The sequence below is a fragment of the Paraglaciecola sp. MB-3u-78 genome, assembly GCF_002835935.1.
Taxonomy (GTDB): domain Bacteria; phylum Pseudomonadota; class Gammaproteobacteria; order Enterobacterales; family Alteromonadaceae; genus Paraglaciecola.
The window spans coordinates 546,343-568,866 of sequence record NZ_PJCF01000006.1; the positions used below are offsets into that span (position 1 = coordinate 546,343).

Annotated in this window: 19 protein-coding genes and 1 pseudogene; 7 read left to right on the forward strand and 13 right to left on the reverse strand. The window is 41.8% G+C overall.

Going from position 1 to position 22,524, the window contains the following annotated elements:
- The first annotated feature begins 32 nt into the window (after positions 1-32).
- From CXF95_RS30780 to CXF95_RS16850, 3 genes and pseudogenes are all read left to right on the forward strand, one after another.
- A complete protein-coding gene (locus CXF95_RS30780; RefSeq protein ID WP_232787896.1) occupies positions 33-290 on the forward strand; it encodes a GNAT family N-acetyltransferase in 258 nt (85 codons plus the stop codon).
- A 226-nt stretch (positions 291-516) separates the two neighbouring features.
- Positions 517-787 (forward strand): annotated as a pseudogene (locus CXF95_RS16845) (glucose/galactose MFS transporter); the annotation flags it as partial.
- A gap of 139 nt (positions 788-926) precedes the next feature.
- Positions 927-1,667, forward strand: a complete 741-nt coding sequence (locus tag CXF95_RS16850) for an AraC family transcriptional regulator (protein ID WP_101199757.1) — start codon at positions 927-929, stop codon at positions 1,665-1,667.
- Positions 1,668-1,805: 138 nt separating this feature from the next.
- Here CXF95_RS16850 and CXF95_RS16855 read toward each other — a convergent pair whose 3' ends face one another.
- The 6 genes from CXF95_RS16855 to CXF95_RS16880 form a co-directional block, all read right to left on the reverse strand.
- The gene (locus tag CXF95_RS16855) at positions 1,806-2,672 is read right to left on the reverse strand and encodes a sugar phosphate isomerase/epimerase (protein WP_101199758.1); all 867 of its coding nucleotides are present in this window, start codon (positions 2,670-2,672) and stop codon (positions 1,806-1,808) included.
- Positions 2,673-2,742: 70 nt separating this feature from the next.
- Entirely contained in the window at positions 2,743-4,470 is a 1,728-nt protein-coding gene (locus CXF95_RS16860) for a GMC oxidoreductase (RefSeq protein ID WP_101199759.1), read from the reverse strand.
- 67 nt (positions 4,471-4,537) lie between these two features.
- Positions 4,538-5,170 carry a gluconate 2-dehydrogenase subunit 3 family protein gene (locus CXF95_RS16865; protein ID WP_101199760.1) on the reverse strand — a complete coding sequence of 211 codons (633 nt, stop codon included), beginning with the start codon at positions 5,168-5,170 and terminating at the stop codon, positions 4,538-4,540.
- A gap of 139 nt (positions 5,171-5,309) precedes the next feature.
- Positions 5,310-6,530: a nucleoside permease gene (locus tag CXF95_RS16870; protein ID WP_101200099.1), complete on the reverse strand. Its 1,221-nt coding sequence runs from the start codon at positions 6,528-6,530 to the stop codon at positions 5,310-5,312.
- A gap of 53 nt (positions 6,531-6,583) precedes the next feature.
- Entirely contained in the window at positions 6,584-7,642 is a 1,059-nt protein-coding gene (locus tag CXF95_RS16875; RefSeq protein WP_101199761.1) for a sugar phosphate isomerase/epimerase, read from the reverse strand.
- Positions 7,643-7,663: 21 nt separating this feature from the next.
- Positions 7,664-8,836, reverse strand: a complete 1,173-nt coding sequence (locus tag CXF95_RS16880) for a Gfo/Idh/MocA family protein (protein ID WP_369809317.1) — start codon at positions 8,834-8,836, stop codon at positions 7,664-7,666.
- 334 nt (positions 8,837-9,170) lie between these two features.
- On the opposite strand from CXF95_RS16880, the gene CXF95_RS16885 reads away from it, so the two are divergent.
- Both CXF95_RS16885 and CXF95_RS16890 read left to right on the forward strand, forming a co-directional pair.
- Positions 9,171-9,863 carry a pirin family protein gene (locus tag CXF95_RS16885; protein WP_101199763.1) on the forward strand — a complete coding sequence of 231 codons (693 nt, stop codon included), beginning with the start codon at positions 9,171-9,173 and terminating at the stop codon, positions 9,861-9,863.
- A gap of 129 nt (positions 9,864-9,992) precedes the next feature.
- Complete coding sequence (locus CXF95_RS16890; protein WP_101199764.1) at positions 9,993-11,009, forward strand: pirin family protein; 1,017 nt, start codon at positions 9,993-9,995, stop codon at positions 11,007-11,009.
- Positions 11,010-11,092: 83 nt separating this feature from the next.
- On the opposite strand, the gene CXF95_RS16895 is transcribed toward CXF95_RS16890, so the two are convergent.
- The 4 genes from CXF95_RS16895 to CXF95_RS16910 form a co-directional block, all read right to left on the reverse strand.
- Positions 11,093-11,911, reverse strand: coding sequence for a sugar phosphate isomerase/epimerase (locus tag CXF95_RS16895; RefSeq protein WP_101199765.1), 819 nt, complete (start codon positions 11,909-11,911; stop codon positions 11,093-11,095).
- Positions 11,912-11,981: 70 nt separating this feature from the next.
- Complete coding sequence (locus CXF95_RS16900; RefSeq protein ID WP_232787897.1) at positions 11,982-12,353, reverse strand: hypothetical protein; 372 nt, start codon at positions 12,351-12,353, stop codon at positions 11,982-11,984.
- Positions 12,354-12,550: 197 nt separating this feature from the next.
- Entirely contained in the window at positions 12,551-13,225 is a 675-nt protein-coding gene (locus tag CXF95_RS16905; RefSeq protein ID WP_101199766.1) for a nitroreductase family protein, read from the reverse strand.
- A 117-nt stretch (positions 13,226-13,342) separates the two neighbouring features.
- Positions 13,343-14,851 carry a LytTR family DNA-binding domain-containing protein gene (locus CXF95_RS16910; protein WP_101199767.1) on the reverse strand — a complete coding sequence of 503 codons (1,509 nt, stop codon included), beginning with the start codon at positions 14,849-14,851 and terminating at the stop codon, positions 13,343-13,345.
- A 174-nt stretch (positions 14,852-15,025) separates the two neighbouring features.
- On the opposite strand from CXF95_RS16910, the gene CXF95_RS16915 reads away from it, so the two are divergent.
- Positions 15,026-16,504: an alpha/beta fold hydrolase gene (locus CXF95_RS16915; protein ID WP_101199768.1), complete on the forward strand. Its 1,479-nt coding sequence runs from the start codon at positions 15,026-15,028 to the stop codon at positions 16,502-16,504.
- An 87-nt stretch (positions 16,505-16,591) separates the two neighbouring features.
- Here the strand turns inward: CXF95_RS16915 and CXF95_RS16920 are convergent, their stop codons facing one another.
- The gene (locus CXF95_RS16920) at positions 16,592-18,196 is read right to left on the reverse strand and encodes an ABC-F family ATPase (protein WP_101200100.1); all 1,605 of its coding nucleotides are present in this window, start codon (positions 18,194-18,196) and stop codon (positions 16,592-16,594) included.
- Between the two features lie 205 nt (positions 18,197-18,401).
- Between CXF95_RS16920 and CXF95_RS16925 the strand changes: the two genes are divergently transcribed.
- Positions 18,402-20,585, forward strand: coding sequence for an acylase (locus CXF95_RS16925; protein ID WP_101199769.1), 2,184 nt, complete (start codon positions 18,402-18,404; stop codon positions 20,583-20,585).
- 41 nt (positions 20,586-20,626) lie between these two features.
- Here CXF95_RS16925 and CXF95_RS16930 read toward each other — a convergent pair whose 3' ends face one another.
- Together CXF95_RS16930 and CXF95_RS16935 are read right to left on the reverse strand one after the other, a co-directional pair.
- Complete coding sequence (locus CXF95_RS16930) at positions 20,627-21,058, reverse strand: 3TM-type holin (RefSeq protein WP_101199770.1); 432 nt, start codon at positions 21,056-21,058, stop codon at positions 20,627-20,629.
- 8 nt (positions 21,059-21,066) lie between these two features.
- Positions 21,067-22,452: an N-acetylmuramidase domain-containing protein gene (locus CXF95_RS16935; protein ID WP_101199771.1), complete on the reverse strand. Its 1,386-nt coding sequence runs from the start codon at positions 22,450-22,452 to the stop codon at positions 21,067-21,069.
- Positions 22,453-22,524: the final 72 nt, after the last annotated feature.

Sequence of the window (22,524 nt, forward strand, 5' to 3'; positions counted from 1 at the left end):
AGTAGGACTCTTTTGGTTTTTAAAGGAAAACTATGAACATTAGACATGCAATACAAAACGATATCGAGCTCATTGCTCAGATATATTTAACTTGTTTTCCAAATGAACGAGATCACATTTTGTGGATTAAGTCATCATTCAGTGCATTTCCGCGGGCGGTTTATTATGTTGTCGAACACCAAGGGGTGATTGCCGGGTATATCCTGTGGTGTGTGAAAAATGGGTTTAGAGATTCAACTATCGCCGAGCTGGAACAAATAGCCGTTGACCCTGAATATAGTGGTGGCTGATTAGGCCGAAGACTGATTGAAGATTCGTTTGAGCAATTCAAAAAACATGTGGAAGATACAGGCCACCGAGTATGCGCGGTGATGGTGACTACAACAGAGGGCAACTACGCAGAAAATTTGTATAAATCGACTTTAAACGTGTCTAGGGCAGCAGTATTGGCAGGATATGGCTCTGGCAACGAAATTATTTTATATAACTCATCGGTCGGATCTAAGTAGGCCAATTATGCAAAACAATCACTTTTCAGAAAAACTGGCAAACACAGGGAGTCACCAAGACTATCGTTTTGCATTTGTTATCATGACATCGCTGTTTTTTCTGGGGTTTTATCACTGTATTGAATGATATTTTGATCCCTCTTTTAAAAGAGTCATTTAATCTGAGTTACACCCAAGCCATGTTGGTACAGTCCTGTTTTTTTAGTGCCTATTTTATTGTATCCCCCTTTGCTGGTCGATTAGTAGGTAAGGTGGGCTATCAAAAAGGTATTGTGCTGGTACGCACTTAATGGTGCTAGGTTTATAGCTAAGCCCGACTAATATCACTAGATTTTGCAGGTAAAAAAATATAGATTTATACACCAGCATCGTTAACAATTATCTTACAATAATTTACCTGAGGGAAAGGTCATTTCGGTGAGTAAAAATAAACAAACACCACCACACATAAGTTTAGATAGTCTTCCTGTGGAGTATTTATTAGAAGCCTATGATCTGTTGCCAGACATATTGTTTTGGATTAAAGACACAAACAGTAAAGTGATATATGCCAATCAATGTTTTTTAGATCATGTTGGCGTTCCCTGTTTGGAACAAGCTATTGGCCTGACAGATTTAGACTTTGCACCTAAACACCTAGCCAAACAATTTATGATGGATGATCAACGCGTATTAAAGGGTGAATCCGTCACGGATAGGTTGGAGATGAACATGCCTGACTCAGGTGAAATCTGTTGGTTTACTACTTCAAAGCGCCCATTAAGAGATGAAACCGGCCAAATTATTGGTACTTATGGTATGTCTCGACATTTGGAAAAAACCGCTATTGCACTCAATGTTATGAGTGCGTTAAAAATGCCGGTCTCATATATACGTCTTAATTACATGCATAAAATCAGTCTTTCAACGTTGGCCGATATTTCATACCTGTCTATTAGTGCCTTGGAAAGACGTTTTAAAAAATTTTTACATAAAACGCCGCAACAATATATAACACAGGTAAGACTCGAAAATGCACGACGAATGTTAGTAGAAACCACATTACCTATCTCAGTTATTGCAGGTGAAACTGGCTTTGGGGACCCCAGTTATTTTAGTCACAAATTTCATCAAGAATATGCTGAACTTCCCTCAGAATTTAGAGCAAAGCACCAATAAAATAGCTGTAGCGAAACTTTCAGCGCAGGTAAAACACCTGAGTTGCTGGACTAATTCAGTCATATTGGTACCGCCTAGCCTCTGAAATTTAGGCTTGTAGGCTATCTCCATATTGAATGGATCTAGCCTTTGGTTTGATCAAAGTTTAAGTAAATACCCATCCAAACCCTTTTTAGACATTTCAACTGCTTGCATCGGTGTCAGGTCATTAGGATATTCTTCTTGCTCCACTACTAACCAACGGGTGCCTCCCACCTCAATATTCGCTTGGATTAATGCAGGCCAGTCTATAGTGTCTTGTCCAATAATAGGCAGCTTACCTTTTGTACCTTCAGGTAATCGCACTTTATAATGAGTCGTTAAAGTACGTCCCGGATAACGACGGACATATTCTACTGGGTCTTTACCTGCGTAAGTTACCCAGCCCACGTCTAGTTGTAATATCACGTTTTGGTGAGTAGATTGAGCGATAAAATCCCAGTATGTGTTTTGTTTATAATCATTAAATTCTTGAGCGTGGTTGTGATAACCAATCTGCATTCCGACTTTCGCCAACTTCTCTGATAATGTGTTCAACTCATTGACGACTTGCTGCACACCGACAGGACTAAAGGCTCGTTCATCGTAGGGCACAATTAAGCTGGTGCAACCAATCGCTTGGTAAAACGCGACAGTTTGCGCTAAGTTATCATCACTGAGTTTGTCAAAATGCACATGGGCACCACTGACCTGTAAGCCCAATTCATCTAACAATGATTTTAGGCCCGTTGGGTTCTCAGAAAATTCACCAAATTCACCAGCAAATTCAACGCCTTTAAAACCCATATTAGCCAATGCCTGCAGAGTGCCTTTAACATCGGCTTTTACTTCATTCTTAACCGACCAAAGCTGCACACTCACTTTTGATAAGCTTGAGGCCGTTGTTGACTGGGTTGCACAACCCAGAAAACTCAATATTAATACACCTACCATACTGGCCAGGCTCATTCGTTTAATTATGTTCATGTCTTTCTCCAAAATCATCAATATTATATGCAATTAATTCATACCTAAAGGCAACCAATGCAGGGTGACTTTATATTCTGCCCTGTTTCAATTGCTCGGCTGCATAGTCCACAGCGCGCACAGTGAGTGCCATAAACGTTAATGACGGGTTTTGAACCGCTGATGAACAAAAACTTGCACCATCGGTGACAAAAAGGTTGTTTACGTCATGAGATTGGTTGTATTTATTTAACACCGAGGTTTTTGCATCATGCCCCATACGAGCACTACCGACTTCATGTATAGCGATACCAGGACTACGATGTGTTGCACCACTTGTAACGTTTTCTAAACCGGCTTTAACCAGCATCTCAGCGCCAACTTTAGCCGCATCTTCCATCATTAACATTTCATTCTCTGACCATCGACAATTGATCTCCAATTGCGGCATTCCCCATTTATCTTTAAGGGTGGGATGTAAGGCTATATGATTTTCAAAGCGAGGTAACATTTCACCTTGGGCACTCAAATTGAATCTCCATTTACCCGCCTGACCTAATTTTTGTTTAAGATTTATTCCTATGCCATCTGCATGTTGCATACTTTTCCAATCCTCTCGATAAGCACCACCAGAGAAAGCAAATCCTCGAAGATAGTGTTTACTGCCCAGACTTGGTTTATATTGAAAATTGGGTATCAATATTCCACCGGGGCGTCGTCCCCGATAGTTCTCATTTTCAAAGCCTGGGATGTCTCCTTGGGCAGTAGCGTTGTAGTTGTGATCCATTAAATAATGGCCGAGTGTACCTGAGCTATTGGCAATACCATTGGGAAAGGATTTTGATTTGGAGTTGAGCATGATTTGAGTACTACCAATAGTAGATGCACATAAAAACACTACTTTGCCAAAGTATTCACGTTCACTCAGATCATTATTGTCAATAATCCTGACTCCCTTGACCTTTTTGGTTTTTTCATCATAAATCAGGCTTTGCACCACACTATTAGCGGCCACATGTAAATTGCCGGTTTTTGCTGCTGCAGGCAAAGTAGAGCTTTGAGTCGAAAAATATGCACCAAAAGAACAACCCTTATGGCATTCGTTTCGGGCCTGACATTGTATCCGCCCCTGAGAAAGATGCAGTTCCGTGGGTTGAGTCAGATGTGCCGTGCGCCCCATGATCATAGTGCGCCCCGGAAAATTCTTTTCGATTGACGCTTTAACCGCTATTTCTGGAAGGGTCATTTCAAGGGGGGGTAAATATTCACTATCAGGCAGTTGTTCCAGATTTTCATGAGAACCACTGATCCCGGCATGAATTTCCACATGGCTGTACCAAGAGGCCAAATCTTTATAACGAATTGGCCAGTCATTGCCATGTCCATCGAGGCTATTGGCAGCGAAGTCGTGATCACTGAGCCGATAAGACTGGCGATGCCAAGTTAGAGATTTTCCGCCTAACTGGTTTCCGCGGATCCAACTGAATGTCGTACCTTTTGCTGTGGTGTAGGGTAGGTCTCGGTCATTACCAAAAAAGTGCTTTGTTGCATCATTAAAGGCATAACACTGTTGCTGGATTTTGTATTGTTGCTCAACCAGTAAATTATTAACTTTGGTGCGTTGGGGTTGCTGCCAGGGAGGAATACCTTCCCCAATATAGTCTTTTCTATGTTCAACTACTGGGCCTCGTTCAATCATTAATGTCTTGAGACCGCGCTCACAAAATTCTTTGGCTGCCCATCCTCCTGATATGCCTGAGCCAACCACTATTGCGTCAAATACCTGCTTGGTTTCTTTGATATACAAGTCGTCATTCATTGCTTGTTCCTTTATTCACTTATCATAATTTCTAAAATATTGGGAATATGTTTGTGATCAGTTACTATCAATAATAGGCCAGTGAACCTGTGCCTTTTCCGTCTTTATCATAAGGGACTGAACCTGTGAAACCACCAGGCACGGCTAAATAATTTAGCTCTTGTGAGGCACCAACCTCGGAAGTGTAATAGCCAAAAATAATCAGACCTTTAATTAACTTCCAGTTTTGTTTGTCTTCACTGTTAAACCCATTTTGTATTTTTTCCAGTGACGTCAGTAAGTCATATTGTTGCTGCTTGTCACAAGCAGTGAATGGCTTGTTAAACTCTTTGCTAGCCACTTGGTCAATTTTCATTAGGATAGATTTGGCCTGCTGTTGTTGATCTTTTGTGTGGCAATGAAACAACTGATTATCTAAAAAACCATGAGTGTCGACTTCTGCAGCACCTAGTGTTTTAGTTTTAGGGATCACTACCGCACAGATATCCTTTAATTGATTCATCTGCGTTTGTCTGAATATTTTCCCTGCAGTTTTGGCACTATTGGCTTTGGGGGTATAAGCAACTGCCACCGAAATGGCATTGCCCCCTAGCAACTGCGCAGCTGTGGCAGCACTGAAAATTGCGGTCATGCCAGCAATAAAACATCGCCTGCTTTTATCTGTGACTGCTGGTTTATCAACTTGCGTTGTGTTTTTCATATTGCCTCCTAATGGCTATAGGTAAAATTTTGTTGTTGTGCTGCCAAACATGTTTTATCAATCACACTACTCGTCAACGGATCCCAACTACTGGCGACTAACATTCTCAATGAGGTTAGTTAACCTTTAAGGATGGAACTTAGTCACTGGCAGTGATCTTCTCATTTTTAAATGCCAGTAAAAATATGATGAATACACCCAAGGCAAACGCGGCTGGAAATAACCAAATATCAAACCAGGAATGACCCACATCGGTTGTGTACGAGTCGGTTATTTTACCCGCCATCCAAAATCCGATTAACATGCCGACACCATAAGTGGCCAAGGTAATAAGACCTTGCGCCGCATTTTTGACTTTTTCACCTGCTTTGGAATTGGTATATATTTGCCCAGACACAAAGAAAAAGTCATAACAAATCCCATGTAAGGCTATACCTATGAGTAACAGGGCAATGCCGCTATCTGCGTTGCCATAAGCAAACAAGATATAACGAATGACCCAAGCAAACATGCCAATTAGTAAAGTGATCTTGATGCCAAAGCGATTTAAAAATACCGGCAGTGCCAGCATAAATACAACTTCTGATACCTGCCCGAGGGTCATTTTTCCTGTGGCGTTGGCGACACCTGATTCAGTTAAAAATGGGTTGGCATTTTGATAATAAAAAGCCAAAGGAATACAAATTAGAATCGAAGATAAGAAGAACACTAAAAAGTTTCTATCCTTCAACAGTGCTAATGCATCCAGTCCCAATACCTGTCTCAAACCCACTCTCTCCCCGGAACTTTTGGGAGGCGTTTTAGGTAAAGTGAAACTGAACAATCCTAATAATAGTGAGGCAACGGCACACAATAAAAAGGTGTTACGCAACATGCCCTGTGCGATAGCTTCCTTGCCGTCCCAGGCAAACAGGTAACTGATTGCTAAACCGGCAACAATCCAGCCAATCGTGCCCCAAACTCTAATTTTTCCAAACTGCTTTGACGGATCCTTCATTTGTGCAAAGGAAACTGAATTAACTAAAGCTAAGGTTGGCATATAGGCAATCATGTAGGCCAGTACAAAGGGGTAAAACGCTTCAAAATCAGCTGCTTGATATAAACAATATAACAGCCCAGCACCAATCAAATGCAATACCCCCAGGATCCGCTCGGCATTAAAATAACGATCGGCAATGAGACCAATAATAAAAGGGGCGATGATCGCACCCCATGATTGAGTTGAGAAAGCCATACCAATTTGGCCGCCCGAAGCAGACAAGTTGTTAGCTAAGAATGTTCCTAGGGTAACAAACCAGCCTCCCCAGATGAAAAACTGTAGAAACATCATGACACTAAGGCGAAGGGTTATATTATTCATCATTGTTATTACTCCTATAGGCAAAGTCGCTGCGCGCAGGCCATTGCAAAGACTTAATCATGTAAGCCTAAAATTTGGCGATTTAAATTGTCATCTTTTGCAGTAGAAGCAAAATCATCAAAAGCCTTTTCAGTGGTTCTAATGAGATGTTTACGGATAAAATCTACCCCTTCTTTTGCGCCATCTTCCGGGTGTTTTAAACAACATTCCCACTCAAGCACTGCCCACCCATCAAAACCATATTGGGTGAGTTTGCTGAAAATGCCGTTAAAATCTATTTGTCCATCACCTAGAGAACGGAAACGTCCAGGACGCTCTACCCAATCTTGATACCCTCCATAAACGCCTGATCGACCAGACATATTGAATTCTGCATCTTTCACATGAAATGCCTTGATGCGCTCATGGTAAATGTCAATAAAGGCAAGGTAGTCCACATGTTGTAATACGAAATGACTTGGGTCATAGAGGATATTGGCCCGAGGATGATTATTGGTGGCGGCTAAAAACCGCTCAAATGTTACGCCGTCATGAAGGTCTTCACCGGGATGTAACTCATAACAAACATCAACACCCGCATCATCAAAGGCATTTAGAATGGGTAGCCACAGACGAGCCAATTCGCCAAATCCTTTTTCTACCAATCCCGCGGGGCGCTGTGGCCAGGGATAAAAAGTTTGCCATAATAATGCGCCTGAAAAAGTGACATGGCAGGTAAGTCCAAGTCTTTTACTGGCCAGTGCCGCGTACTTAAGTTGTTGCGTTGCCCATACAGCCCTTTCTTTAGGATTGTTTCTCACTGTTTCTGGTGCAAAGCCATCAAACATTTGATCATAGGCTGGATGTACCGCTACCAATTGTCCCTGTAAATGAGTGGACAACTCACTTATTTGTAATCCGGCGGCTTTTACGACGGCGGCAATTTCATCACAATATGTTTGGCTATTAGCTGCCAACTCCAAATCGAAGACTCGCTTGTCCCATGTGGGTATTTGTACCGCCTTATACCCCAGCTGTGCCACCCAAGTACAAATATTGGTTAAGGAATTAAATGGGGCTTCATCGCTTAAAAATTGTGCCAGAAATATCCCTGGTCCTTTGATGTTTTTCATGAATATGGGTTACCTGTATTTTTATTTTTGAGACATGGGTTGAAGAGTGAAGCTATGCCATTTTTGTTGTGATTGACTCGAAGCCACTACGTTTTCAATAAATGCCATGCCTCGAACAGCTTGGTGAATGCCTGGCATATCCTCAGCGTACTCCGGGCTAGGTTGATTCGCTTTTTTTGCCTCAATTTGCCCAGCAAAGTTTACGTATAAGTTGGCAAAAGCTTCGATATATCCTTCTGGATGTCCAGCTGGTGTTCTCAGGTTAGCAAGCGTCAAAGGAGACAGGGATCCCACTCCAGCTCTGAGTATCTGAGTTGATTGGTCAGGAAATTTAAGCCACAGCGAATTGGGTTCTAATTGAGACCATTCCAAACTGGCTTTCTCACCATATACCCGTAAATTCAGTCTATTTTCTTCACCTATGGCCACTTGGCTTGCCAGTAATACCCCTCGTGCACCCGAACTAAACTTCAACATCACAGTGCCATCATCGTCCAGTACTCGGCCAGTAACAGTGGGAGCGATATCAGCACACATCTCACTGATTTCATCATCACAGCAATACTCTGCTAGATTAGCCGCGTGTACTCCGATGTCTGCCATACAACAACTTATACCCGCGTATTTAGGGTCGAGGCGCCACATGGCTTGTTTACTTGCTTCGTCATCAGAGCTGGCTAACCATCCTTGAGAGTATTCAACGACCACTTTTTTTATCTTTCCCAATTGCCCGTCAATGATGCGTTGTCGCGCTTCTTTTACCATGGGGTAGCCTATGTAGGTATGGGTTAAACCATACAAACAGCTAGAATCGTCAAGCAGCGTTTTAAGCGCTAATGCTTCTGCGAGATTAAAGGTGGCAGGTTTGTCAGACAACACGTTGAAGCCACTTTGAATAGCCAATTTGGCAACCGGGAAATGTAAATGATTCGGCGTGACAATTGTCACAAAATCCATACGTTCATCTTCAGAGAGAGTGGACTCGGTGGCAAACATTTGTTGATAAGAGGCATAACACCTTGATGCATCTAAACCCAAAGACTGCCCACTATGCAGGCATGTTTGCGGATCACTACTAAAAGCACCACATACCAGCTCAATTTTACTGTCTAATGCGGCGGCCATACGGTGGATCTCACCAATAAAAGCACCAGCACCCCCACCCACCATGCCCATCTTTATTTTATTGATCATCATTCACCTTTGTTTGCTAAACACGACACCGCGGATTACATTGCAAAATGTTAATTTATTGTAAAGGTAATATTAAATGTATTGGGACCAAAAAAGGTATCGTAAAATCGGTTTTATATGCAACAAAATCGGCGTCATGAAGACAATATCTTTAACTACTCATTTTTGAAAAAAATCGATTCATTAAAAATATTACGTTATACCCGTTCCATTTCTAAGCATTCGCTGTAACTAAATGTTCTAAAAAGTAGAACAAACGTAGCTAATTATTGCGTTATTTTTTCATTAATATCGCAAGTATACTTTCCTCATCAACTTAGAAGAGGAAAGTATTATGTTCGTTTTAAGACCATCATCACAGCGCGGTAGCGCAGACCATGGCTGGTTAAAAAGCCAGCATAGCTTTTCCTTTGCAAATTATTATGACCTCGCACAAATGGGCTTTTCAAAACTCAGAGTGATCAATCAAGATATGGTTCAACCCAGCATGGGTTTTGGCACTCACAGCCACCGAGACATGGAAATTATCAGCTATGTGCTTGAAGGTAATATCGCCCATAAAGATAGCCAAGGAAATGTCAGAACCTTGCCCGCGGGTGAGTTCCAATTGATGTCAGCTGGAAGCGGTATTACTCATAGCGAATACAACCATTCAAATACACAGGCACTGACATTTTTGCAGATTTGGATTGAGCCCAATATTAAAGGGCAAGCGCCGGGATATCAGCAAAAGGACTTTGGTCAAAATGAAGGGTTAACGCATATTATTAGCCCAAATGGAGCTGTCGATACTTTGCAAATAAAACAAGATATGCATTTGCATCAATTGATTTTAAGTACAGGACAGTCAACCCATTTAACTAACACGCTTGCGAATCAGTATGTGCATTTAGTCAGTGGGAAATTAGATGTCAATGGTGTTGAAATGGGGCCTGGAGATGGATTAAAGATCACTGATGAAGTAAAACTGGTCTTTAAATCAGTAGATGAAGAGGCAGTTCAAGCGTTAGTTTTTGAGCTGCCTTAGCTAAGACAGTTTCAATGTGTTTTGATATTTTGGTTACATCTGTAAATCGAACAAATTGGACCTTAGACAATTCGACAATTCGGGTGGTGTTGAGTGAGACCCTGACTAGGTTAAATAGGAGTGAAAAGTATGTCGTCTGTTATTAATGTGTTTGATCTAGATTTTCCTTGGCAAACACAGGATCCTTTTTTATTTTGTGTGTATCACAAAGATGATTTTCCAAAAGGTAACGGAAAATCTGGACCTAAAGCGTCATTGGCTGAGCGTAATATTGGCCAAGACTTCAATTCCCTCGATGGTTGGAATATGTATCACGGTGAAACTGTACCGGGGTTTCCTGCTCACCCACATCGTGGTTTTGAAACCATTACGGTGGTGAATGAAGGAGTAGTTGATCATGCGGATTCATTGAATGCTGCAGGCCGATATGGTGGTGGTGATACTCAATGGATGACCGCGGGCAAGGGCGTTCAGCATTCTGAAATGTTCCCCTTGGTAAACGAAGAGCAAGGTAATCCATTGGTGTTATTTCAAATCTGGATTAACCTGCCTGCGAAAAACAAAATGGTAGAACCACATTTCGCCATGCTGTGGGGTAAAGATATCCCCGTTGTGGAATGTGCCGATGTCAAAGGCAAGGTCAGTACGGTTAAAATTATCGCAGGGCAGTTCAATGGGTATCGACCACCTTCACCCCCACCAGAATCCTGGGCTAATGATCCGGAAAATGCTGTATGGGTGTGGAATATTAAAATGCCTAGCCATGCTCAATTTACCTTGTCAGCCTCAAGTGCGGGACTGAACCGTGTGCTGTATTTTTATAAGGGACAAGTAGCGACGGTTCAAACAACGCCGATTAAAACACAACAAGGTGTACATCTAATGTCAGATGCTGAGGTGATATTGCATTCTGGAGATGAAGCATGTGAATTTTTATTGCTTCAAGGTCGCCCAATTGATGAGCCCGTTGCTCGGTATGGTCCATTTGTCATGAATACCGAACAGGAAATTCAACAAGCATTTTCTGATTACCGTAAAGACCAGTTTGGCGGTTGGCCTTGGCCGAATACTGCCCCTGTGCATTTCGATGCCAAAGGGCGTTTTGCAAAACATGCCGACGGCACACTAGAAGAGCCAGATGTTTGATGTTCGATGCTGCAGCCCCACTTAAATCAGCTATCTCATCCGTTTTGACACTGCCGTTATGCCTTGCAAATCGCTGTAAACATTTAAATAAGTTTCTCTTTTAAATGTTGTTGCATGAAATTATTTGCAGCCCAAATGTCTGTTAAAGGTTGCTGTGTATTCGGTTGCACATGAGCGTAGGGAAAGGGGCCAAATTCTGGAGTAATGGTAAAGGTTTTTTGACCTCTATTTTTGGCAAGATTAATCACTTTTTGCCATAGATCCACATGATTCTTTAAGTGACCTGCCCAAAGTTCGTCTTGAGGGTTAATGACCTGTGGCCCTTCTTCAAAACCTACTCGCCCATGAATGTGATGTACGTGTGGAAAAATAGTGTCCAAACGAGTCAGTTGGTCGCTTAAGTCAGACTCATGCACCACCATCCAATGGCTGATATCCAAATTTAATTTTAATTCTGGTAACACCTTGATAATTTTTTCAGTATCGAATGTGCTGAATGTGGGTCTAAATCGGTGGGTTTCATGGGTAATGATTACATTGTATTTTTGTTCGAGTTTTAAGGCGTTTTCAAATAAGCGTAAATTGTCTTCAAGGCTGAAAATATCTCGGCCGGTATGGGAGTTAATAAGCACAGGGGAAAACTCAACCGCGCGCTCAATTTGAGCATTCATGCTTTTGAGATGGGCTTGAACGTTGTCTCCTTGAGTCGCTATTCCAGTAATGATGTTGAGGCCGTGTTCGGCATGGGCTTTAAGGGTGGTGTCGGTATCAATCTCAAAGAAGGGTAAGAACAGTTCGGTACCCTGATAGCCATCGTCAAAGCTGCGTTTTACTAGTTCATTAAAATCCTGCTCGTTATTGCAGGGCGCTTCCCAAAAAGATTTATGAAAATTAAGTTTCATTTAGTGTTCTCGCAAATGCAGGCTGCTTGATAGTGAGCAGCGTTGAGGATGTGGTTCTGTTTTGATTTCTTTAGGCCAGTGCTGTCGAAAGGCGCATTGCTCGATGAAACACATAAGTATTGGTGCGCAAATTGGGGTTGTGTTTGATGATGTTGTTACGTCTTCCTTGTTCAGTGAAGATGCGATTGGGGTCAATTTCAACCTCAAAAGGTTTGATATCTAAGCGTATCAGGCGTTTACCGTCTTGGCGCAAGATAACAAACACTCCACTACGTTCAATAATTTGTTGGATAACATAATCATTGGCTAGGTTCTCGTTTTCGTGTGGAGCAAAAAGAGCGAAATTAGGGTTGCTTGAAACTTGCCCAATCACTGCAAGCTTTATGTTGGGCTGAGCAGGGAACAGGATAATCTGACTTAGAAGGAGAAAAATAAAATTCACGTTGGGCTTATTTACTGACATTAAAAATAATAAGTGGAGCGGTAAATTAACAAAATTGGTGTTCTGATACAAAGAAAATCTATTCCTGATTATCCAGAGATCAGGTTAATTATTTATGTGGTTATATTCATCTAATGAAGGGGTACTGTTATCAGATGTCTGCATAATTAGGATGAAGCTACGAAAGTACAGTCATATTATATAAAGGTGGCTATTTCACCGAGTGGCTTTTTATTAATAGCATGGCGTGGCACAGTGGCATCTTCTGCGGGATAACCGACAATCAATAACATATAGGGGCGTTCGTTATCAGGACGGTCACATATTTTGGATAAGAAACTCATGGGTTTGGGGGTGTGGGTGAGGGTTGCCAAGCCACAGTGATGCAAGGCATTGATGAGAAAACCTGTCGCGATACCCACCGATTCGTGTACGTAGTAGTTGCTTTGTTTATTGCCGTCTTCTTGCTGAGTATTCTTTTGGCTGAAAATAGCAATGAGCCAAGGGGCATGTTCTAAATAAGGTTTATCGGCATCAGTGCCTAAGGGTTTGAGTGCGTCTAACCATTGTGCCCCTCCACGCCCTTCGTAAAATCCTGTTTCGTGTGCTTCGGCCTGCTCGCGGACTTGTGTTTTGACTTGTCGTGAGTGGATAGCAACAAAATGCCAAGGTTGATGATTGGCACCATTTGGCGCAGTACCTGCGGCTTTGATGCAGTTTTCGATTATGGTTTGGGGAACTGGACGATCGCTAAATTGCCGAATGCTATGCCTGCGTTTGATCTCAGTATAAAACTGCTCAGATCTGCTCAGCATTTCCGCTGGTGCATATTCGATAAAGTCCTTTAGGGGTAAAGCATCATGTTTTTGCATGGAGCGTCTCGTTATGGATGATTTATTTACTGTATTTTATCAAATTCTTTTTTTACTAGCGATGAGAACAAATATTATGCGGACCTGATATTTTAAATACGTCAAAAATACATGTCGTTAGTGCGCACTGAATGTTTCTCTTACTTGCGGCATCATTCGTCGGCTAACAGGGATTTGGGCGTCATTAGACAAGACTAAGTACCCATTTTCACCATCTCGTTTCATACTGACTACTTTATCAATATTGACGACATATGACCGATGCACACGGACAAAAGTGGTGGGCAACTGCTCAGCAATACTTTTTAAACTGCCACTATATAGCAACTCTCTACTTTGCAGATATATTTCAACGTAATCACCAGATGCCTGACAGTAGAATATGTCTTGTGTCGTTATTTTTTCAATTTTCCCCGCACTGTGAATATTGAGGGTCTCTGATTTTTGTTGTTGCTGCATTTGCTCTAATTTAAACTCAAGCTTCGCACGCAAGGTTTTCTCTGCTTGTGCGGACTCAAGCTCCATGGAATATTCGCTAGCTTGCTGTATAAACAAATACGCCAGTAACATGGCAACAAGGAAGTAAAATACGAGTTCATGAAAGTATCGAAAAGTCAGAATTACGGTGAACAAAAACACACTCAGAACCGCCAAGTATTTTAGCGCATGCCAGCTAAATTGACGTTTTAGGTTGACTATTATAAGGACAAACGAGACCAAAATAGGTACCACAATCGCTAAGTTAGTTTTTATATCAAAACCAGGAAACATTAAAACAATGACACAGGTTAATAACGCTCCTGCATAAATCCAATGCAGTTTGTGGGTATCCGCAAATTTGATACTCAGCAACGTTAATAATGAAAGCCCAAAGCCCAATGCGAGCAAACAGACACTAATAAGTCTTAGGTCGTGTGTTGGATATTCATAGTTGACCAATCCTCTTGATATTTCGACTGCTAGTTGAGAACCCCCGAAAAACGACATTAAAAATAGGAGTGTTGGATTACCTTTGTTCTCCGATCGCAACGCTAAGCTGCCATAATAGAGGCTACTTAATACAAACATACCCACAAAAATAAGCCCTAGAGTGCTATGACTTTGAACAAAACGTTTGCTGTCTCCATAGGTTGCTAGGCCAATAAAATGCATGGGATATGACAAGTCAACATAACCATTGTGACCAGATAAATGGATCACCAACTCATTTTTTTGGGCTCTTAAAAGTGCTCTGGGCACATAAAACACATGATCCATTGTCCCTACAGCTTCTTTTTTAGCGCCGCTATTGGGCTGACCATTATTACCAATTATCACGCCATTTAAGTAAATGACGCTGGCGGCTTTTCCCATTAAATATAAACCTAACGGTTTTTTACTAAGCGCAAATATTGTCTCATTGGGTATTTCAGTGTGTAACCACAACTCGCTACTTTGGGGATCAATGTCGCGAAATTTTATTGGTACGCAGTTTGGCTGAGAAAAATCTGGCAAGATCGCAGGGGAAGTAACATGAGAACACTGAATAAATATTTGCGAATTTAGCGAATAAATAGGATCAGCAGAAAATACGCTTGAGGACATCAAGATGAAAATAATACTGATGCAGGCGTGGTATGGACGCAATCTCTATCCCTTTTATAAAAAACAAACTAAAAAATGGCTACCGAATATCTGATAAACACTACCGCTTATCGATTGAACCTTATTTTTCGGGGTCTCAGGTAGAAACCTTCTGTCGCCAAGGCTGTGTTATATGGTGCAATTGTTGAGTCTTAAATCAAACCATAGGTAAAACCCATGCGCCATCAATTTTTGTTTTTACTACTGTGTGCAACATTTAGTTGTGTTGCAGTTGATAGCCAGAAAACGCTTTCCCCAGAAACATTTAATAATGAAAAGGCCATCATATTTAAAGCGAATGACGGTCAAGAGACTGACGCATTTGAAGGGTTTATTATGGTTGATGAAAATCGTAATAACGCTAAGTCAAGAAAGATACGAATAAACTATGTGCGTTTTCCTGCTACAGGTACAAAAAAGGGATCGCCGATAATCTATTTGGCTGGAGGCCCCGGTGGCTCAGGTATTGCCACTGCCAAGTGGCGACGATTTCCTTTGTTTGTAGCCCTTAGAGAGCACGCCGATGTTATTGCGTTGGACCAACGAGGCACGGGAGCATCAGAACAAATGCCATCTTGTCAGTCCGATTTTTCATTGAGCCTGACAGAAAAAATAACGCCCTTAAAAGTTACCAACCAATATCGCCAGGCTGCCATTGTTTGTGCAGCCGACTGGACTAAACAAGGTGCTGATGTTTTAGGATATACAACAGTACAAAATGCTTGGGATTTGAATGATTTACGCCAACATTTTAGTGCAGAAAAAATATCACTCTGGGGGATTTCGTATGGCAGTCATTTGGCGTTGTCAGCGATATCCTTGTTTGAGCAACATATTGATAAAGTTATTATTGCCAGCGCCGAAGGGTTAGATCAAACCGTTAAGTTACCGAATAATACGGCTTTATATTTTCAGCGTGTGCAGCAACAAATAAAGCTACACTCAGAATTGACTCCGTTTTATGGCGATATTGTGCTTAGAATGCAGCGAGTTCATCAGCAATTACAAGATAATCCGATTGCTCTACAGTTAAATAAAAAAGACGCTTCTGTCTTGCCATTTTTGTTCCAAAAACATCACATGCAGCTTCTCGCATCGATGATGATAGCCGATCCGAATCAATATCTAGCCATGCTATTAAACATTTATCGAGATATAGAAAACAGCAACTATCAATCGGTCACTAAAATACTTGAACGGGGTATGTTTAGTGATGAAAAAATTAGTTTTAAGTTAATGTCCATGGCAATGGATGTTGCATCGGGGATCACGCCATCTCGTCTTCAAAAAGCTAGCCAGCAAGCGCAAAATGGATTATTGGGTAACTTGCTCAATTTCCCTATGCCCCATTTGAACGAAGTCATTAATGGACTCGATCTTGGTGATGATTTTCGTCAACCTAAGTTGTCCTCGGTCCCGGTTTTATTATTGACAGGAACGCTTGATGGTAGGACGTATGTCGAAGGGCAAAAACAAGCGGTCGCACACCTCAATAATCTGACGCAAATTTATGTTGTCAATGCAGGACACAATCTGTTTACGTCGACTCCTGAAGTATTAAATAGCATGCATCAATTTTTAAATGGAGAAAAGATAGAGAGGCTTGAAATTAAGGTAGAGCCGGCATTTATTGAACACCTCAAACAGTCTTTGTAGTTGACCGATAATTTACAATAGCGGGGAACAGTGTAAGCTGGTCCTCGCTATAATCCAATCATTAAAGGTCTCGTTAGTAGAACTAAACTAAGCTACCTTTAATGCAGCCTCGCGACTGGAGAGGTATTCGTTGTAGGTACCTTGAAAATTAATGATTTCGTGATCAGTAATTTCAATAACGCGAGTGGCTAAAGACGAAACAAACTCTCTATCATGACTGACAAAAATAAGCGTGCCGTCGAATTTTTTGAGTGCGTTATTTAAAGCTTCAATGGCTTCCATATCCATATGGTTGGTGGGTTCGTCCATTATCAATACATTGATATCTGACATCATTAATTTACCAAACAACAAGCGGTTTTTCTCTCCACCTGAGCAAACTTTCGCTTTTTTATTAAAATCGTCAGCCGTAAATAATAAGCTACCCAATAAACCACGGACTGCTAAGTCATCGTGTTTTGGAGTACGCCACTGTGACATCCAATCAAACAAAGTGAGATCGGTATCGAAATCAGCGGTGCTGTCTTGTGGACAATAACCTATGCTGGCATTTTCAGACCATTTGACTACGCCACTAGTGGCTTGTAAATCATCAATCAAACAACGTAATAGGGTGGTTTTACCTGCGCCATTTTCACCTATTATGGCTAGTTTTGCGCCAGCTTCTAAAATTAAGTCAGCATTGTTAAATAGCGGTTTGTCATCAAATCCATGACTAAGTTGCTCGAGAATCAAAGCCTGACGATGCAATTTTCTGTGCTGTTTTAACATGATTTTTGGTGTGCGGCGGCTGGATGATTTGACTTCGTCTAACGTAATCTTTTCCATTTTTTTAGCGCGAGAAGAAGCTTGTTTCGCTTTAGATGCATTAGCTGAGAAACGATTCACAAAAGCTTGTAACTCATCTATTTCAGCACTTTTCTTAGCGTTTTCTGTGTGTAATTGTTCTTGAATTAATGACGATGCCGCTTGGTAAGCTTCATAGTTACCAGGGTAAATACGTAATTCGCCATAATCAATATCGGCCATATGGGTACACACTGAATTCAAAAAGTGCCTGTCATGGGAAATAATGATCATGGTGCATTTACGTTCATTCAGCACACCACCAAGCCAATTAATGGTGTAAATATCCAAGTTGTTGGTTGGCTCATCCAACAGCAAGATATCTGGATTAGAGAATAATGCTTGGGCTAATAATACCCGCAATTTCCAACCCGGTGCTACCTGTGCCATCAGTCCAAAATGATAATGCTCGGCAATACCGGCTTGTAATAATATTTCACCGGCTCTAGATTCTGCAGTGTAGCCGTCCATTTCGGCGAATTGGGTTTCCAATTCTGCCACATGCATACCGTCTGCTTCACTCATTTCTGGTTTTGAGTAGATGGCATCACGCTCTTGTTTGACCTTCCAAAGCTTAGCGTCACCCATGATCACGGTGTCGACTACTGTGTATTCTTCAAAGGCGAATTGGTCTTGGCTTAGTGTGCCGACTTTGTCTCCAGGCGTAATAGATACATTACCGGCGCTAGGTACTAAGTCACCGCTGAGGATTTTCATAAATGTGGATTTACCACAGCCGTTAGCACCAATCAGTCCGTAGCGATTGCCGTGGCCAAATTTAGCCGAGATGTTTTCAAACAAAGGCGCAGCGCCAAATTGCATGGTGATATTTGCAGTAGAAATCAAAAGTAGGTCGTCCAGAAATAAAAAATTAATCGATATGTTTGCCAAATGGTTCAGCCATCAGGTAAACAAGGCCGCGCATCATACGGAAATAAGAGACTAAAGTCGAGTCGAGCTGATGATTATTTATACAGCCGGGGTATTAATTGTACTTCTCATAAACTGCTTGATAGCATCCTCATGCAGACAAATTTTTAATGGATTATTTATGACCCTTAGCTTTAATGTGAAATCATCTGTTGTTGTGATGTTAATACTGTTTGTATCTGCATGTGCATCGCCACCACCACCCATTAGCGAAATTGACAGATTAACTGCTAGAGCTCAGCAGGTCGAAATTATTCGCGATGACTTTGGGGTACCGCATATATACGGCAAGACTGATGCAGACGCTGTATTTGGTTTGTTGTATGCCCAAGCAGAGGATGACTTTAAGCGGGTAGAGCGCAATTACATTTGGGCTATCGGCAGACTGGCAGAAGTGGAAGGCGAAAAAGCCTTGTACAGTGACTTGCGTGCGCGTTTATTTATGACCATCGAACAAGCAAAATTAGCCTATCAAAATTCTCCTGCAACACTTAAAGCTTTGTGTGATGCGTTCGCTGACGGTCTCAATTATTATCTCGCCACACATCCAAACGTGACACCAGCCTTACTGACACAATTTGAACCTTGGATGCCGATGTTTTTTTCTGAAGGCTCGATAGGTGGCGATATTGAACAAATTTCAGTGAAAGGTATAGAAGCTTTTTATGGGGAGAGAGCGGATTACCTCGATATTCCAGACTTGGCTATGGTTGAGCCTAGCGGTTCTAATGGGTTCGCTATTTCGGGTAAGTTGACCCAATCCGGTGATGCCATGTTATTGATCAATCCTCATACTTCTTTTTACTTCCGACCAGAAGTGCATGTGGTTAGCGAAGAAGGCTTAAATGCCTACGGAGCAGTAACCTGGGGTCAATTTTTTGTGTATCAGGGATTTAACCAAAAAAATGGCTGGATGCACACTTCGACCCATGTAGATTTTATGGATGAATACCTTGAAACCATTATTGAACGTGGTGAAGATTTATATTATCTATATGAAGGTGACGAATTGAAGGTTGATACCTCAGCCATAACCTTAAAGTATCGGGATGCAGACACATTTAAATATAAAACTTTTCCTACTTTTCGCACCCATCATGGACCCGTAACCCATATGGTGAATGGGCAATGGGTAACTACAAGAATAAATTGGGATCCTGTGAATGCCTTACAGCAGTCATTTGTCCGCACAAAAACAGCTAATCATGACGAATTTCGTAAGATGATGGATATGCGCACCAACTCATCAAACAACACCGTTTATGCTGATGCCGATGGCAATATCGCTTATTATCACGGTAATTTTATCCCCAAACGCGATCCCAGCTTTGATTATTCACAGCCGGTGAATGGCTCCAACAAAAAGACAGACTGGAGTGGTCTGCATACAGTAGATGAAACCATTAGCATTCTTAATCCTGCCAATGGTTGGATCCAAAATGCCAATTCTACTCCCTTCACTGCAGCTGGTGAATTCAGTCCTAAAGCTGAAGATTACCCAACTTATATGGCACCTGATCCTGAAAATTTCAGAGGCATACACGGGGTTCAAGTACTAACAGGTCAATTTGATTTTACTTTAGATAAGTTAATTGAGGTGGCTTACGACCCCTATTTATCAGGATTTAAAACCCTTATATCTGGGCTTATTGACGCATATGACAAATCACGTAAGCCGCTTAGAGCTCTAGAGGAACCTATTAATGTGCTGCGTCAATGGGATTATCGTGTATCAGTGGATTCTGTTGCTATGTCTCTGGCACATTATTACGGTATGCAATATTTGGCGGATGGTACCCGGCCTGAAGATAAAAGTTTTATGCAAATGATTGAACATTTTGGCAAGGGGTCGCTGCGTTCAGAGAGATTAACAATCTTTGATTTGGCAGTAGAAAAATTGAACGCAGACTTTGGCCAGTGGAACACCCCTTGGGGAGATATAAATCGACTCCAAAGGCTTACAGGGGATATTGATTTGCCCGTAGATGATGCACAGCCAAGTATTCCAATCGGTATGGCCTCAGGGAGGTGGGGTGCATTGGCCGCTTTTGGTGCCCGTAGTGTCAATGGCAGTAAAAAGCTTTATGGCTATCGCGGTAATAGTTTTGTGGCTGTGGTGGAATTTGGCGACAAGGTAAAAGCCAAATCGTTATTGGCAGGCGGCCAAAGTGGTGATCCAACATCGCAGCATTTTTACGATCAGGCTCAGCGGTACGCTCAAGGTCAGTTTAAAGATGTTGCTTTCTACAAAGACGATGTGTTGAAGCGCGCAGTAGAGAGATATCAGCCGGGTAAGCGCCAATAAACTTGGTGTTTACCCTTAATAGATGATAACAAAATTGCTGATCAACCCTTGGCCATATCATTGCCTTTTGCATCAGCAGGTCGAGCTTTTAAATACTGTTGGGTTATTTTTTCGGCGGAACGACCCGCTACATAACCACCTAAACCTATCTGCAGCAGAGTCCAAGCTTCGTCAGCTAATGGCGTCACTAATAAACCAAAACTATTAAGGACGACTAAGGCTAAAAATGTCAGCATGGTGATGGGCCGCCAATTGCGCTGCATCCATGACTGCCCTGTGGCTTCGGCTGTGATAATGGCGGTTTTGCCTTCCAGTAACTTGCTTTCGTAATCAATGACTTTGGCCAATAACTCGTTTTCTACCGCTTTAATTTGTGCCTGTAGCTTGAGTTTTTCTTCGTCACTGGTGTGGATTTCATCTATCAACTTTACGGCAGGCTCAAAGATGTTACTGATAAAAGAAAAAACGTTCATATTCCCTCCTAGGAATGGTTTTGTTCTGAGTTAGGCATCATCTTTTTAAATGCTGCATAGTGTTTTTGTATTTTATTGCCATACACTTTTTTCTGACCTTTACCGTTGTACATGCCAGCAAAATCTTCAAAGGCTAAATCTTTCAGGTACTGCAACATTCTGGGTGAGAAAAAATCAAACAACCCATTAATTTGGCCCTGAATACTGCCTGCAAAGGCATCAAACATTTCGACTTTTGATTGATATCCAATACGTTCAAAATGAAATCCCATAATTTGTGGTGCGCCCATGCTGATAGATAAAATTGCCGCGTCTTCATCTAACTGACGAGCAAATTCAAATACTTGCCATTCACTTAGTTGACTGCCGTGAAATACCTGCCATTCTGCATTTGGTTCCTTTCGCCATTCATGACCTTGCCATACTTTGTTACTGCTGTAGCGAAAGTGCTGACGGTATTGTGGGATATTGCTTTTACCCCAAAATTTCCAAAACTTGTGATTCTCAAAGCGAATGATCATCCGGTCACTGTTGTTTTGTTCAAATCCTTTGCCAGAGCTTTCTACGCACAACACCGCTAAGGCACAGGCTACGTCTAGTTGCTTTTTATCGCTTAAATCAGTTAATAACGCCCCCCACCGGTTCCATGTTTCAGCGGCATTACGTTGTTCGCTGTTACCAGTAACAGTCAAAATGGTAGAAGGTGTGAGTCGAGATAGTTCTTGATCTTGTTCAGCAATAGGAATACCAATATCGTCTTGATGATCCGATAAAGCGATAGGGCCTGATTGTTTTGGGTTGATGTGGGCTATATCTACTGGCGTTAAGTAACGACTGGCCACATAACCTCGGTTGCCATTAAAGCGAATTTGACTCCACTTTTGTTGTTGCCCTTCAACCCATATTTGACCACCCATAGTGATTTGGCCAAATAGACTGGCGCTTGGGTAGGGGGCAGAACGGACATTCAAATGGTCTGCACTGACTTTGGCATAGTAGCCTTTTGATACGTAAACCAAATCAACAAATCGTGCGGCAACATAGGCAGTTTCGCCATTGAATTCAATTTCTAACCAGTCGTTTAACACAGCTAGTGTTTTAACTGACGCCCCTCGGCTTATTGTTGCTAGGTGTTTAGCGCTAGATGAGGGACCTTGGCGTACATTCAATCTGCTGGTGTTAACTGTGCCGGTGAGTCTGGCTAAGTCGTTGACAGGTTTAAGGTAGTGGGCGGATACAAAACCAAAGGTATCGTTATAGTTAAGTTGTAGCCAATTATCGAAGGGTCCGTCGCCCTTAATCACCATGCCTTCAGTGAGCTGTCCCAAAATAGCACCACTGGACGTTGGCATGCTGCGAACATTGAGTAATGAGGTAGAAACTGCGCCTAACATTTTGGATGCCCGTTACGGGGATGTAGAACGAAGAGGTCAAACACGTCAGTGATCCTTTGACTATTTATTGAA